The sequence below is a fragment of the Mariniphaga sediminis genome, assembly GCF_003573545.1.
GTDB lineage: Bacteria > Bacteroidota > Bacteroidia > Bacteroidales > Prolixibacteraceae > Mariniphaga > Mariniphaga sediminis.
The window spans coordinates 166,236-181,079 of sequence record NZ_QWET01000011.1 but is presented as its reverse complement, the minus strand read 5'-3'; the positions used below and the strand labels follow the sequence as shown (position 1 = coordinate 181,079).

The window sequence follows — 14,844 nt, the reverse complement described above, 5'->3', positions numbered from 1 at the left end:
TTACTCCAACCGGAGGATGGGGTGGATACTCCTACCTCTGGAGCGACGGACAGACATCAGCTACCGCTACCGGACTGGCTGCTGGTACATACTCAGTTACTGTAACAGATGCCGAAGGGTGTGAAACTTCATGCCAGGTGACTGTTACCGAACCCGAAACAGAATTATCTTGTGAAACCAGTCTGGACAACGTAGTAACCTGCGTAGGCGGAACAGACGGAGAAGCCTCTGTTACTCCAACCGGAGGATGGGGTGGATACTCCTACCTCTGGAGCGACGGACAGACATCAGCTACCGCTACCGGACTGGCTGCCGGTACATACTCGGTGACCGTAACAGATGCTGAAGGGTGTGAAACTTCATGCCAGGTGACTGTTACCGAACCCGAAACAGAATTATCATGTGAAACCAGTCTTGACAACGTAGTAACCTGCGTAGGCGGAACAGACGGTGAAGCCACTGTTACCCCGACAGGCGGATGGGGTGGATACTCCTACCTCTGGAGCGACGGGCAGACATCAGCTACCGCTACCGGACTGGCGGCAGGTACATACTCGGTGACCGTAACAGATGCTGAAGGGTGTGAAACTTCATGCCAGGTGACTGTTACCGAACCCGAAACAGAATTATCCTGTGAAACCAGTCTTGACAACGTGGTTACCTGCGTAGGCGGAACAGACGGTGAAGCCACTGTTACTCCAACTGGAGGATGGGGTGGATACTCCTACCTCTGGAGCGACGGACAGACATCAGCTACCGCTACCGGACTGGCTGCCGGTACATACTCGGTGACCGTAACAGATGCTGAAGGGTGTGAAACTTCATGCCAGGTGACTGTTACCGAACCCGAAACAGAATTATCATGCGAAACCAGTCTTGACAACGTGGTGACCTGCGTAGGCGGAACAGACGGTGAAGCCACTGTTACTCCAACAGGCGGATGGGGTGGATACTCCTACCTCTGGAGCGACGGGCAGACATCAGCTACCGCTACCGGACTGGCGGCAGGTACATACTCAGTTACTGTAACAGATGCCGAAGGGTGTGAAACTTCATGCCAGGTGACTGTTACCGAACCGGAAACGGAATTATCCTGCGAAACCAGTCTTGACAACGTAGTAACCTGCGTTGGCGGAACAGACGGTGAAGCCACTGTTACTCCAACTGGAGGATGGGGTGGATACTCCTACCTCTGGAGCGACGGGCAGACATCAGCTACCGCTACCGGACTGGCTGCTGGTACATACTCGGTGACCGTAACAGATGCTGAAGGGTGTGAAACTTCATGCCAGGTGACTGTTACCGAACCCGAAACAGAATTATCCTGTGAAACCAGTCTTGACAACGTGGTTACCTGCGTAGGCGGAACAGACGGTGAAGCCACTGTTACTCCAACTGGAGGATGGGGTGGATACTCCTACCTCTGGAGTGACGGGCAGACATCAGCTACCGCTACCGGACTGGCGGCAGGTACATACTCAGTTACTGTAACAGATGCCGAAGGGTGTGAAACATCATGCCAGGTGACTGTTACCGAACCCGAAACAGAACTCTCTTGCGAAACCAGTCTGGACAACGTGGTGACCTGCGTAGGTGGAACAGACGGCGAAGCCACTGTTACCCCGACAGGCGGATGGGGTGGATACTCCTACCTCTGGAGCGACGGGCAGACATCAGCTACCGCTACCGGACTGGCTGCTGGTACATACTCAGTTACTGTAACAGATGCCGAAGGGTGTGAAACTTCATGCCAGGTGACTGTTACCGAACCGGAAACGGAATTATCCTGCGAAACCAGTCTTGACAACGTAGTAACCTGCGTTGGCGGAACAGACGGTGAAGCCACTGTTACTCCAACTGGAGGATGGGGTGGATACTCCTACCTCTGGAGCGACGGGCAGACATCAGCTACCGCTACCGGACTGGCTGCTGGTACATACTCAGTTACTGTAACAGATGCCGAAGGGTGTGAAACTTCATGCCAGGTGACTGTTACCGAACCCGAAACAGAACTCTCATGCGAAACCAGTCTTGACAACGTGGTTACCTGCGTAGGCGGAACAGACGGAGAAGCCTCTGTTACTCCAACTGGCGGATGGGGTGGATACTCCTACCTCTGGAGCGACGGACAGACATCAGCTACCGCTACCGGACTGGCTGCCGGTACATACTCGGTGACCGTAACAGATGCCGAAGGGTGTGAAACCTCATGCCAGGTGACTGTTACCGAACCCGAAACAGAACTCTCTTGCACAACAGAAGAGACTCCGGTTACATGTATTGGTGATTCAGACGGTGAGGCTACTGTTAATCCAATAGGTGGATGGGGAGACTATTCATACAATTGGAGCGGACCAAACGGATTCACTGCAGATACCAAAACCATTTCAGAACTTGTTTCAGGCACATATACTGTAACAGTTACCGATGCGGAAGGATGTGAAACGTCATGCTCTGCCGAAATTACAGTCCTTGACACCGAGCCACCTGTTCTTACCGGTACTATTCCACAAGGAGAAACAGGTATGGACCTTTGTCTTGCAAACATTCCGGCAGGACCCACTGAAGCAGAAATTGCCGCACAGTATACTGATAATTACAGCAATGCAAATGTTAAAAAGTCAGCAGTTTACGGAGAAGAAAATTCTGACTGCAGCTGGACTGTAACGTACAGTTATACAATAGAAGACGATTGTGGCAATGAAGCAGAACCGGTACAGGTCACCTATTCAGGAGGAGATACTTCTGCTCCAGTCATCGCATGCAATAGTAATGGTCTTACCATAAGACTGCGGGATAACGGTATTTATATTCTTTCAAATGCAGAAATAAATACTTTGATTGGCTCTGTTACAGACAACTGTAGCAATACAGAAGACATTGAAATAGAGATCTCTCCCCGCTCCTTCTCCTGCAATGATGCAGGTCAGCAAGTTCCTTTGACTGTAACAGCAACAGACCTGTGTGGTAATGTAGCTGAATGTCAGACAGTAATTACTGTAATCGATAATATTTCACCTCATATTTTCTGTCCGGAAGACATTACTGTACCGGTTGCTGAAGATGCATGCAGTGCAGTGGTGAATTTTGAAGTAGAAGCAACTGACAATTGCGATGTTACAGTCGCATATAGTCATGAGCCCGGAAGTGAATTCCCGGTGGGAACAACTACAGTCACTGCTACTGCCAGCGACGCTTCAGGAAATTCATCTTCCTGCACTTTCGACATTACTGTTACGGATGATGAATCTCCGGTAGTTACCTGCCCGGAAAACATTACAGTATCGGCAGACGAAACGGAATGTGGGGCTATTGTACAATTTGAAGCAACAGTAACCGATAATTGTACTACGACCCCGTCCATATCATACAGTCACGAACCGGGAACTTTATTCCCTGTCGGAACAACTACAGTTACAGTAACAGCAACAGATGACTCAGGAAATTCATCCAGCTGTTCGTTCGATGTAACAGTAACTGACGATGAAATTCCGTTCATTTCATGTCCTGCTGATATAGAAGTTACAACTGAAGCCGGAGAATGTGAAGCCAGTGTTCTGGTTCCTGAACCACCAACAATGGGTGACAACTGTAATTTCACCTATTCCAACGACTTCAATGACGGCACTGATGCAAGCGGAATTTACCCGGCTGGTACCACTGTTGTTACATGGACTATTACAGACGGCTCTGGAAATACAGCGAGTTGTTCAATGACAGTTACCGTTGTTGCAGCACCTGATGCAGTAGATGATCAGGCTTCCACCCCGGAAGATACTGTTGTGGATATTGATATCCTCGCAAATGATGTGGATTGCAATAACAGCCTTGATCCTGCTTCTGTAACAATAACAAGTGCACCTGCTAACGGGACAGTTACCGTCAACAATGAAACGGGACTGGTAACATACACCCCGGCCATGGGACATACCGGTACCGATGAGTTTACCTATTCAGTTTGTAATGCAGAGGGACTGTGCGACGAAGCATTGGTAACAATTACCATTGTATCGGTTAACAAGCCACCTATTGCAACAGATGACATCAATGAAACACTTGTCAACTACCCAACAAACGGGTGGGTAACAACCAATGACTATGACCCGGATGGCGACCAGCTTATCGTAAACACTACCCCACTGTCAAATCCGACAAATGGTTCGTTAAGTCTGAATGCCGATGGTTCATATACATACACGCCAAATTCTGATTTCATTGGAAAGGATCACTTCGAATACGAAGTTTGCGACCCATATGGATTGTGCGATGTAGCATTGGTTACTATTTCGGTTGTTCCCGAAAAAGAAGAAGATGAAAATCGTCCGCCAGTTGCTATTGAAGACAACTACAAAGGAAAGGTCAATACACCGGTTACAGGAAATCTTCTTGCAAACGACTACGATCCTGACGGAGATAACATCAGTATTACAACCACACCTGTATCATCACCGTCTTCCGGCACACTGCAAATTAATGCAGATGGAACATTCACCTTCGTTCCAGAAAGTGACTTTTTCGGAATTGTGACATTTGTCTACCGAATCTGCGACGATGGTACACCATCATTATGTGATGAAGCAACTGTCACAATTGATATCAGGTATGTTGAGGAAATCAATACCACTGTTGGGGTTGACGATGCCTGGTTTATTGTGGAAGATTCTTTACTGCAGGCAGATGTTTCTCTGAATGACTACGACCCGGAAGGTGATAACCAGGTTAACTTTACCTTACTTGTTCCTCCGGCAAACGGTTCAATGGCTTTATTCCCTGATGGAACTTTTGAGTTCGAACCATTTGCAGGGTTCATTGGAAACGATTTCTTCATTTACGAGGTATGCGACGACGGAAGTCCGGTAGCCTGCGACAAGGCCACAGCATACATCATTGTAGAAAAGGCTCCGGTAGATACAATTCCGGGTGAGCCGGGAGAACAGGAAACGTGTGAGCTCTTTATCCCGGAAGGATTCTCACCCAACGATGACAACAACAACGACTATTTCGAAATTGTGTGTCTGGAAGATTATCCGAATGCCAAAATAGAAATTTACAACCGCTGGGGTAATTTACTCTACGAAAAAGAAGATTATGGTAATACTGACCATTGGGGCTCTGTAGATGCGTGGTGGGATGGCCGCTCCAACAAGAAATGGACTCTCGGCAAAGAGAAGCTGCCTCCTGGTACTTACTTCTATATATTGTACTTAAACGATGGAAGCGATCCGATAACCGGCTCAGTTTTCCTTAACAGATAAAAAAAATGTTTAATCTGAAAAAAATGAAAACGATGAAATTCAAATTAAATATCAAGAAAGGGTTAGGGATTCTGGTTCTGATAATCGCAGCCAATGCTTCCTTTGCTCAACAGGATCCGATGTATACGCAGTATTTTTTCAATACGCAAACGATCAATCCAGCTTACGCTGGCACATGGGAGTCTTTAGGATTTATGGTTCTGGGCCGCCACCAATGGGTAGGTTGGGAAGGCGCCCCGAGAACTTACACATTCTCAATGCAGGCTCCCATGAAAAACGACAAGGTTGCTCTGGGTTTGAATGTGATTAGTGATAACATTTTCAAAGAAAAAAGATTTGGGATATGGGGTGATTACTCCTATAAACTTAATTTAAGCGAAGAAACCAATCTGCGTTTGGGGCTGAAGGCGGGGTTCACCAATTATACCAATAATTTACTGGACTACGAACTACTTCCCGGCGTTAACGACCCCATGTTTCAGGGCGACCTTGAAAACAAATTTGTCCCGAATTTTGGTGTCGGATTCTTCCTGAAAAATCCAAGATACTTTGTTGGTTTTTCTGTTCCGAAAATGTTGCATAATGAAATCACAGGGGATAATCCCAATAATTTTTCACTGCAGGCCGATATCCGGCACTACTTTCTGGAAGGAGGTATGGTTTTCGATATAAGCGAGGATCTGAAATTCAAACCGACTTTCATGACAAAGGCAACACAGGGAGCACCCGTTCAGCTTGATTTAACAGCAAACTTTTTATTGGCTGAGAAATTTTGGTTGGGCGCGATGTTCCGTACTACCGATGCTTTTGGATTTATTGCCCAGTGGATATTCGACAACGATTTGCGTATTGGATATGCTTATGGTTTTTCAACATCGAAGTTACAAAACTACAACGGTGGGAGTCATGAAATTATGGTTTCCTACGAGTTGAGGACATTAAAAGAACTGGTGGTTTCACCAAGATATTTTTAACAAACAAGTTACTTTTTCGTGAGGTTAAAACCCAAAGTCCAGCTTTTTTTGCGGGCCTTTGGGTTTTTCCTTTTTATACGATGAAACAAGGTCATCTATTTCGGGAAGGCACCGTCCGCAGGAAGTCCCGGCGCCGGTATGCTGCTGAATTTCTTTTGTAGATACGGCCCCTTTCTTCAAAACAGAAAGGATCTCCTTCTCATCCACAAAATTGCATAAACAAACTAACCTGGCCATTATTTCGATGTTTCCACAATGGTAATAACAATGTTTCTTTCCTCCCTTGGACCATCGAACTCACAAAGAAAAATATTTTGCCATGTCGATAATCCCATCTTGCCTTGTATGATAGGAATGGTTTCTCCTGGTCCGACAATGCCGGCTTTTAAATGAGAATCGCCGTTATTGTCTTGTGCATCGTGTTCCCATACTCCTTCAGGAATTATTTTTTTCAGGAGGTTCACTACGTCATTTTGTACCGAATCATCCCAGTTTTCCTGAATCATAATTCCGGCGGTAGCTCCCTGAACGTAAACATTCACCAACCCTGTGTCAATATTGGCCTGACTCACCACTCTCCCAACCTCTTTCGTTATATCAACCAATACATTATGCCGGGGTGTTGATACTGTAACAACTCGTTGCATTATTCCATTAGTTTGTTTTCGGCATATACCTTAACTTTCCGGTAAATCTCAATTATCGCATCATTTTTGGGAAGGGTATTGTAAATTTTCTCAAGAAACCTGTTCTGAAATACTAACTCAATAGTGGGTTTAAAATTCAAATCATAAACCCATGAAAGCTGCATAATCTTTACATCTGTTTCACTTTTTACCTCATCTTTTGAAACCAGCTTACCGGCAAGCACATCTTTAGCCACTCCGGGCGAAGCCTGTGTTGCTTTCGGCAGATTCCAGGTTAGTGTGTGGTTTGGAGCCTGGTTTTTATCAGAATAATAATCCGTTACCACTTTTAAAATATCAAGCTTGTCAGCATCACGTAACAATTGGGCATGTAATAATTCCCGTTCTGATAACTTTTTGGGAAGAGCAAACTTATTATGGAATTTTATGGCCACATAAATGAGTTCCTGTATTGAATCGGTATACTGACTGAGAATTTTCTCTTCTTTTAAAATATCAAGTGCAAAATCGGCATGGTCAAGTGAAACAAGATCATTAAATGTATCATACTCGATAAGCTGCCGGAACCGTCCGATATCATGAAAGATGGCGGCAAGCACCGCTATTTTCTCATCTTCTTCGCTCAGGTTCAAAAATCCGGACAGTAACTTCGAGTTATCAGCAACACGTAAAGAATGCTCCTTTTTAATTTTGAAATTATTGTCCTTTTCCGCAGATAAACCTGTAAAAGAGTTTACATACGATTCAAAAAAATCAGTAGAGGATTTAACCCAATTTTCCATTCTTTTTCTATCAAAATTGAGGGGCAAAAGTAGGAATTGTTATTTTCATAGGGCAGATATTGAGCTGGATTTTATCAACAACAGAAGTTGAATGCTGAAAACAAGCCTGATTTTTTATCATTCCCAAAATCAAATACAGACGAAAATCAATTCCATGTAGGATAACACAGGATTTTTACTATTTTTGCGACACTAAAATCAGAATGGTCCCATAGTTCAATGGATAGAATATCAGATTCCGGTTCTGACGATCTGGGTTCGAATCCCGGTGGGATCACAAAAAACAAAGCAACTTTCGGTCTGTCAAACAGTTAAGAGAGTTGCTTTTTTTATTTTCAACCATAATTCCTGCCATTTTTGGCTCACCTTGAAAATCCGGTGGATTTAGTTTTTTAAGCAAAAATATTAGCTACCCTAAACAGAAAGAAAGCGACATTTCTAACACTCCTATTTGATTTCTAAAGGCAGAGCACATTAAAAATGTTAGTGGGATAAGAAGATTAAAGAATAATATGAATCAAAAGCTGAGATTCGCTGATCATCAAAAATTCAACCCACTTCGGGGTTGCATCTTTACCCCGCATTGCCTTCCCCGAGCTTCGCACGGGGCTATTTTTATTTATGTCCTTCGGACATTTCTTTATCCCGAAAGGGATTAAACAATAATAGCCACGGGTAAAACCCATGGGAATGAAGCGGGTATGAAAAGAACCCCGAAGTGGGTTCAACTCTTAATTTGCATGAATAGATCGATTTTCCTTACCGGGGGTCTTCATCTTTGCCCTGACGCAAAGACGAAGCAGAAAATTCAAGGCTGTTTTTCAGGTGAGCCGGAATTTCTCTAAAACCAGTTCAGTTTTCGGGTAGGAATACCCGTTTTACCCGGATAACGTGACCTGTTACTTTTTTCACTGCGGAGAATTTTATGTGAGTCATCATCACTTCTGCCTTATATTTACTGGTTATTTTTAATTTTGCCAGAGCCTCGGAAAAATGAAGAAATGATTGATAAAATATACTTTGTCGTAACAGCACTGGCCAGCGGCGGAGCATTGGTTTTAGGCCTCTGTTTTCTCTTTCTGTATATCCCCGAAAGTACGTTTTTAAATGGGTACCGGATTGCCCGTAAAACGGCGGCATCAGCATACCTGGGGCTATCCTTGCTTTATCTGGTCGAAATTATTTTTCATAATCCCGACATCAGTTATCCGCTTTCAAAATCAATCAAACTGATTGTGGGTTCTTTGCAGGCAGTGTTTTTTACCTACACTTTTATTTCCCTCATCAATACCCATTTTGTGAGCCGAAAAAAAATACTTTGGGAGATTGCCCCCATTTCAGCCTTCGTTGTTGCCTTGCTGGCAAGCCATATTTGGGCTGCCAATACGGCTGCCTTCCAAATAAGTTTCTACTTATTTTTGGGATATTACGTGTCGCTACTCATTCGTTACCTCATTTTATTTCTAAAAGAATACCGTGCATGTTTCAATAGGGCAGACAACTATTATTCCGGGGAAGAATCCCTGCGCCTGCGCTGGATCTACTACTCCTTCTTTGGTATGTTTACCGTAGGGTTAATGTTGCTGCTGTTGCTTATACTTCCGGAAAACGATTTTTTTTATTCCGTCTTCTTTTTAAGTTTCGTTCTGCTTTATTCGTATTTCGGGATAGGTTTTATCAACTATTCTTACCGTTATAAAATTATTGAACCGCTGGCCACTACCGAAAAGCCAAACGAAATTTCACCGGAAAACAGCAACGACAAAAAGAAACAAGCTGAAATGATAGGAGAAGCACTAACCCGTTGGGTTCTTCAGGAACGGTTCGTACAACAGGGACTTACCATTGAAGACCTGTCCACCGAACTAAACACCAACCGAACGTATCTTTCTGCATACATCAACCAGGTAGAACAGCAGTCGTTTCGCTCCTGGATTAACCGCCTGAAAATCAGGAAAGCCCAAAAATTACTGCTGAACCATCCGGAAATGCTGGTGGTTGAAGTAGCCGGCCTGGCCGGTTATTCCGACAGCAGTAACTTTAACAAGCAGTTTGTAAAAATAACGGGAAGCTCGGCCCAGGTTTGGAGAAAGCGAGAACTTTCAAAAAAACGGAGCTCGGCAAAGTAGCGGTGTAAGGGCTTCCGGGCTTTCTTGCAACGCTAAATCCGGAATCAAAGCTGTCTGCAGAACTTTGAACAGGTCCCTGCGTTGGCCAGCACACAAAAATGGCATGAATGTCCTCCTTCCCGGTTGGAGATAATAAGTGAGACCCCACCGCTTGTTTTCCGGTTTCGCCGCATCGGTATTCCCGTCTCAAAGTGAGCAGACAGTTGGGCAAAGTATGCCTCCTGTTTCTCTTGCCTGCTAAAATCATACTCACAGGCGATCAGGGCATTGCTGCTTCTACCCCCTGTATTTGCTGTTTTTACCCCGCATTTTTGTTGATTCAACCCTAATTATTTGTCATTCCTACCACTCCCCCAAACAGAGTTGCCCCTATTTTAGCATACATCTTTAATACGTTAAAATAATGTTAAAATCATTCACTAAACACCCGCTTCTCTTATACCAATTTGCTCTTCTCCCTGGCCATTTTCATTTACCTGTTTTAGTAAGAACAGATAGAAAAATAAACAGAAAGAGACGAGCTGTTTTGCTACCGTTCTTAAAAAGCTGCTGTGAAGATGAAAATCCTGTGCTGTGAAAAAAAATTCCTGTGCCGTGAAGATGAAAATCCCCTGCCGTGAAAAAAAAATCCGCACGGCAGAAAAATGAAAGGCGCAGGGGAAAGCATTCTGAACCGTCATCGCAAGCCAGTGATGACAAAGAATATCGGGAGAAACCGGATACTAGCCACAGGCTACCGAACTTCGAAACGCAAAAACTTTAAACATTAAATAATAATGAAACATATTTTACTTTTCTTCGCATTTATAATGGCTGTAACAGCCGTTAATGCACAACTGCCAATTTCCTACACTCTTTCCGGCCCTGAAGTTGAAATAGAGAATGGCTGTATAACGAGCTGTAAGCCATTGCCTGGTTTACTTATTAATCTCACCATTCCCAAAACAATATATAAAAACGGGCAGGCCATTACCATTACCAGTATAGCCGACAATGTGTTCAGTAACAAAAACTTAATAAGCCTCACACTTGCAAATAGTTTGATAAGTATTGGTGAAAACGCATTTGCCAATAATTACCTGGTAAGTGTAACACTTTCTGAGGCACTGAGGCACATTGGCAAGAGTGCATTTTACGGTAACAGCAACCTTACATCCATCAATTTGCCCAAACATACCTCAACCCCCGGCTTCGAAGGATGGATTGACGGCTTCGGGGATAAAATGCAACCAGACGAAAATGGCAACTATATCCTAAGCAATACTTTTCGTGCTTACGCTGCCATATTGCCGTATACCCTTACAGACGATGATGTTGAAGTGGTAAATGGCCACATCGTCAGTTGCAAAACCCTAAAAGGCACTAAAATAACCATCCCCCAAATACTAGACGGGCAAACAGTTACCGACATAAATGGCTACCAATTTGCCCGAAGGATGCTGGTAAGCGTAAATCTTCCCAATAGCATTATAAACATTGGCAGTAATGCATTCCTGGGTAACAGTTTAACAAGCATAACGCTTCCTGAAGGGGTGCTACGAATTGGAGCCTATGCGTTTGCCTTTAACAACTTAACAAGTGTAACACTTGGCGAAACAATTATAAGTATTGGAGAAAACGCATTTGCCAAGAATAATGATCTTTTGTCAATTAACCTGCCCAAACACGAGTCAACACCCGGTTTTGAAGGATGGATTGACAGCAACAGGCAGCAAGTTGCAAAAACCGAAGACGGCAACTATCCCATTAGCAATTTCGATATCTCTTACACTGCAATAGTACCCTATACCCTTACTTCCGACGACGTAACACTGGATAACGAGGGCTGCATTATAAGCTGTAAACCACTAACAGGCACCAAACTATACATACCAAAAACTTTAAATAAAAATGGGACAGAAATCACCATTACCGGGATAGGCCTGACTGTGTTTAGTAGCAGGGGGCTCATGGAGATTACGCTTCCAAACAGCGTAACAAGCATTAGCGAAAGCTCCTTCTTCAATAACAGCTTAACAAACCTAATTCTTCCTGAAGGGCTGATAAGTATCGGAGAATCTGCTTTTTCAGGAAACAAGTTAACAGAAGTAACATTCCCGAACAGCTTAACAAGCATCGGAAAAAGGGCATTTTATAATAATAACCTAACGAGCGTAAAGTTATCCGAATCGCTGACATTTATAGACGAATACGCTTTTTACAATAATCCCTTTGCATCCATGAACCTGCCCAAACATGCGGCAACTCCAGGATTTACAGGATGGGTTGACGGTATGGAGCAGCCGGTGCCGCTAACAGACAACAACTATACTGTAAACATTTTTTCAACCTCTTACACTGCCCAAATAAATTCTAACTTCTACACGCTTACAGCTGCCGATATTACAGTGGATGAAAACGGTGTGATTACATCCTGCAATATCACCGATTTTAATACCAAAGACTACGCATTTGGGAATATCGTTATCCCCCAAACCATCAATAAAGAGGGCGTTGATATAGCCATTACCGGCATTAACGATGCCGTTTTTATGCTTCGTAGTATGGCAAGTGTAGTAGTCCCCGAAGGAGTAAAAAGCATTGGAGATAAGGCTTTTTATAGCTGCCATTTAACCAGCGTTACACTTCCCGAAGGATTACAAAGCATTGGAAGCTGGGCATTCGGCTATAACGACTTAACAAGCGTAACGCTTCCTAACGGACTACTAAACATTTGCGACTACGCGTTTACCTATAACAAGTTAACAAGTGTAACTCTTTCGGGAACATTAATTATCATTGACGAAAGTGCATTCGCCAACAATACCAACCTTACATCAATTAATCTGCCCAGGCACGAGTCAACCCCCGGTTTCGAAGGATGGATTGACAGCAATAAGCAAAAGGTGACAAAGACCGAAGAGGGTAACTATACCATATCAAATTTCTATGTTCCCTACTACGCCATAATACCCTATACTCTTACTGCCGACGACGTAACAATTGACAACGAAGGGTGTATTGTAAGTTGCAATATACTGAAAGGCACAAAGCTAACCATACCCCAAACCCTAAATAAAAATGGGACGGAAATCACCATTACCGGGATAGGTAATAGTGTGTTTGAAAACAGGGGGCTGGTAAGTGTTGTGTTTCCGCACAGCATAACAAGCATTGGCAAAAACGCATTTGAAATAAACAACATAGCAAGCATAACACTTCCGTCCTCACTGACAAGCATTGAGTACCGGGCTTTTGCTTATAACTGGCTAACAAGCATAACCCTTTCTGAAACGGTAACAAGCATTGGCGAAAGCGCCTTTAGCAGTAACTTCTTAACAAGCGTAACGCTCTCTGAAAAACTGGTGAGCATGGGTGAAAACGCATTTGCTTATAATGGTAACCTGGCCTCCGTCAACCTGCCCAAGCACGATGCAACACCCGGTTTCACCGGATGGAAAGATGGCAACGGGTCGATGGTACCTCTAAACGGTGGTAATTATACCGTAAATGTTTTTACAACTTCGTACACCGCCTTAATCTCAGACCGCCCGGCCCCTGCTGCCCCAACTCTGGCAGGAAAAACACACAACACCATTACCCTTAATGCAGTAGAAGGTTGCGAATACAGTATGGATGGCGGAACAAACTGGCAGAGTGAAGTTTTGTTTGATGGGTTGGAAATCAATACAACCTATACCTTTGTGCAACGCTATTTCGAAACCAATACAGATTATGCGTCACCGGCAAGTGAACCACTGACTGTTGTAACCGACAAAGCGCAGCAAGCAACTCCTGCTGCTCCAACACTCGCTTCAAAAACCCAAAGTAGTATTACACTAAATGCTGTGGAAGGTTGCGAATACAGTATGGATGGCAGTGCAAACTGGCAGAGTGAAGTATTATTTGATGGGTTGGAAATCAGTACAGCCTATACGTTTGTACAACGCTATTTCGAAACCAATACAGATTATGCGTCCCCGGCAAGCGAACCACTGACCGTTGTAACCGACAAAGCACAGCAAGCAGCTCCTGCGGCACCCACACTCGCTTCAAAAACCGAAAACAGTATTACACTAAATGCAGTGACAGGTTGCGAATACAGTATAGATGGCGGTGCAACCTGGCAGAGTGAAGTTCTTTTCGATGGACTGGAAATCAATACAACCTATACCTTTGTACAACGCTATTTCGAAACCAATACAGATTATGCATCACCGGCAAGTGAACCACTGACCGTTGTAACCGACAAGACTCAGCAAGCAGCTCCTGCGGCACCCACACTCGCTTCAAAAACCGAAAACAGTATTACACTAAATGCAGTGACAGGTTGCGAATACAGTATAGATGGCGGTGCAACCTGGCAGAGTGAAGTTCTTTTCGATGGACTGGAAAGTGGCACATCGTATACTTTGCTGCAACGTTATGCAAAAACCAATACAAATGATGCGTCCCCGGCAAGTGAGCCATTAACCGTTGTCACAGATAAAGCTCAGCAAGCAGCTCCTGCGGCACCCACACTGGCAGGCAAAACCGACAGCAGCATTGTTCTGAACGTGCTGGAAGGGTGCGAGTACAGCATCGACAACGGAACAACATGGCAGGACACTCCTCTTTTTAAAGGATTAGATGATAATACGGAGTATATGCTTATCCAGCGCTATGCCGAAACGGCCACATCCAATGCTTCCCCGGCAAGCAAGCCCCTAATGGTAACAACCGATATCTCGACGGCAATTGACGAGCTTGAGACCGGAAGTATTAAGTTATATCCGAACCCTGCAAGCCATAAAATTACCATTGCCAATGCGCCAGAAGGTAGTTGCCTGATTATTTATAATATTTCAGGAGGAATAGTACTGCAAACAATCATAACCGATAACCTGCATCCAATCGATATAAGCGCTTTGAATACCGGCGTTTATCTTGTACAAGTTGGTACAATAACCCAAAAGCTGGTAGTCCGGAAATAAATATACGAACGGTTCACTTTGAACCGAATATAAAGTCCGCCTGAATGGCAGGGTTGCCTGCCAAAAAAGAGGTTACAAGTCAAAATGTAAAATAAACCACTATGG

7 protein-coding genes and 1 tRNA gene are annotated in these 14,844 nt (G+C 44.2%); 5 read left to right on the top strand and 3 right to left on the bottom strand.

The window, feature by feature from the left end; genetic code table 11:
- On the top strand, positions 1 to 5,255 hold a 5,255-nt coding region (locus D1164_RS15260; RefSeq protein ID WP_119350868.1), incomplete at its 5' end, for an Ig-like domain-containing protein.
- A gap of 32 nt (positions 5,256 to 5,287) precedes the next feature.
- Positions 5,288 to 6,229 carry a PorP/SprF family type IX secretion system membrane protein gene (locus D1164_RS15255; RefSeq protein ID WP_172594485.1) on the top strand — a complete coding sequence of 314 codons (942 nt, stop codon included), beginning with the start codon at positions 5,288 to 5,290 and terminating at the stop codon, positions 6,227 to 6,229.
- Positions 6,230 to 6,253: 24 nt separating this feature from the next.
- Here D1164_RS15255 and D1164_RS15250 read toward each other — a convergent pair whose 3' ends face one another.
- The 3 genes from D1164_RS15250 to D1164_RS15240 are packed head-to-tail and all read right to left on the bottom strand — an operon-like array spanning position 6,254 to position 7,658.
- Positions 6,254 to 6,466, bottom strand: a complete 213-nt coding sequence (locus D1164_RS15250; RefSeq protein WP_119350866.1) for a (2Fe-2S)-binding protein — start codon at positions 6,464 to 6,466, stop codon at positions 6,254 to 6,256.
- A complete protein-coding gene (locus tag D1164_RS15245; RefSeq protein WP_119350865.1) occupies positions 6,466 to 6,876 on the bottom strand; it encodes a secondary thiamine-phosphate synthase enzyme YjbQ in 411 nt (136 codons plus the stop codon). The genes D1164_RS15250 and D1164_RS15245 overlap by 1 nt, the downstream gene beginning before the upstream one ends.
- Positions 6,876 to 7,658, bottom strand: coding sequence for an HD domain-containing protein (locus D1164_RS15240; protein WP_119350864.1), 783 nt, complete (start codon positions 7,656 to 7,658; stop codon positions 6,876 to 6,878). Before D1164_RS15240 ends, D1164_RS15245 begins: the two co-directional genes overlap by 1 nt.
- Positions 7,659 to 7,863: 205 nt before the next feature.
- Between D1164_RS15240 and D1164_RS15235 the strand changes: the two genes are divergently transcribed.
- From D1164_RS15235 to D1164_RS15215, 3 genes are all read left to right on the top strand, one after another.
- A tRNA-Arg gene (locus D1164_RS15235) sits at positions 7,864 to 7,935 on the top strand.
- A gap of 724 nt (positions 7,936 to 8,659) precedes the next feature.
- Complete coding sequence (locus tag D1164_RS15225) at positions 8,660 to 9,787, top strand: helix-turn-helix domain-containing protein (protein WP_119350862.1); 1,128 nt, start codon at positions 8,660 to 8,662, stop codon at positions 9,785 to 9,787.
- A gap of 776 nt (positions 9,788 to 10,563) precedes the next feature.
- Positions 10,564 to 14,739: a leucine-rich repeat protein gene (locus D1164_RS15215; RefSeq protein WP_119350860.1), complete on the top strand. Its 4,176-nt coding sequence runs from the start codon at positions 10,564 to 10,566 to the stop codon at positions 14,737 to 14,739.
- Positions 14,740 to 14,844 lie beyond the last annotated feature (105 nt).

Coding starts and splice junctions, on each gene's coding strand:
- D1164_RS15255 (WP_172594485.1), top strand. CDS start 5,288: ATGAAATTCAAATTAAATATCAAGAAAGGGTTAGGGATTCTGGTTCTG.
- D1164_RS15250 (WP_119350866.1), bottom strand. CDS start 6,466: ATGGCCAGGTTAGTTTGTTTATGCAATTTTGTGGATGAGAAGGAGATC.
- D1164_RS15245 (WP_119350865.1), bottom strand. CDS start 6,876: ATGCAACGAGTTGTTACAGTATCAACACCCCGGCATAATGTATTGGTT.
- D1164_RS15240 (WP_119350864.1), bottom strand. CDS start 7,658: ATGGAAAATTGGGTTAAATCCTCTACTGATTTTTTTGAATCGTATGTA.
- D1164_RS15225 (WP_119350862.1), top strand. CDS start 8,660: ATGATTGATAAAATATACTTTGTCGTAACAGCACTGGCCAGCGGCGGA.
- D1164_RS15215 (WP_119350860.1), top strand. CDS start 10,564: ATGAAACATATTTTACTTTTCTTCGCATTTATAATGGCTGTAACAGCC.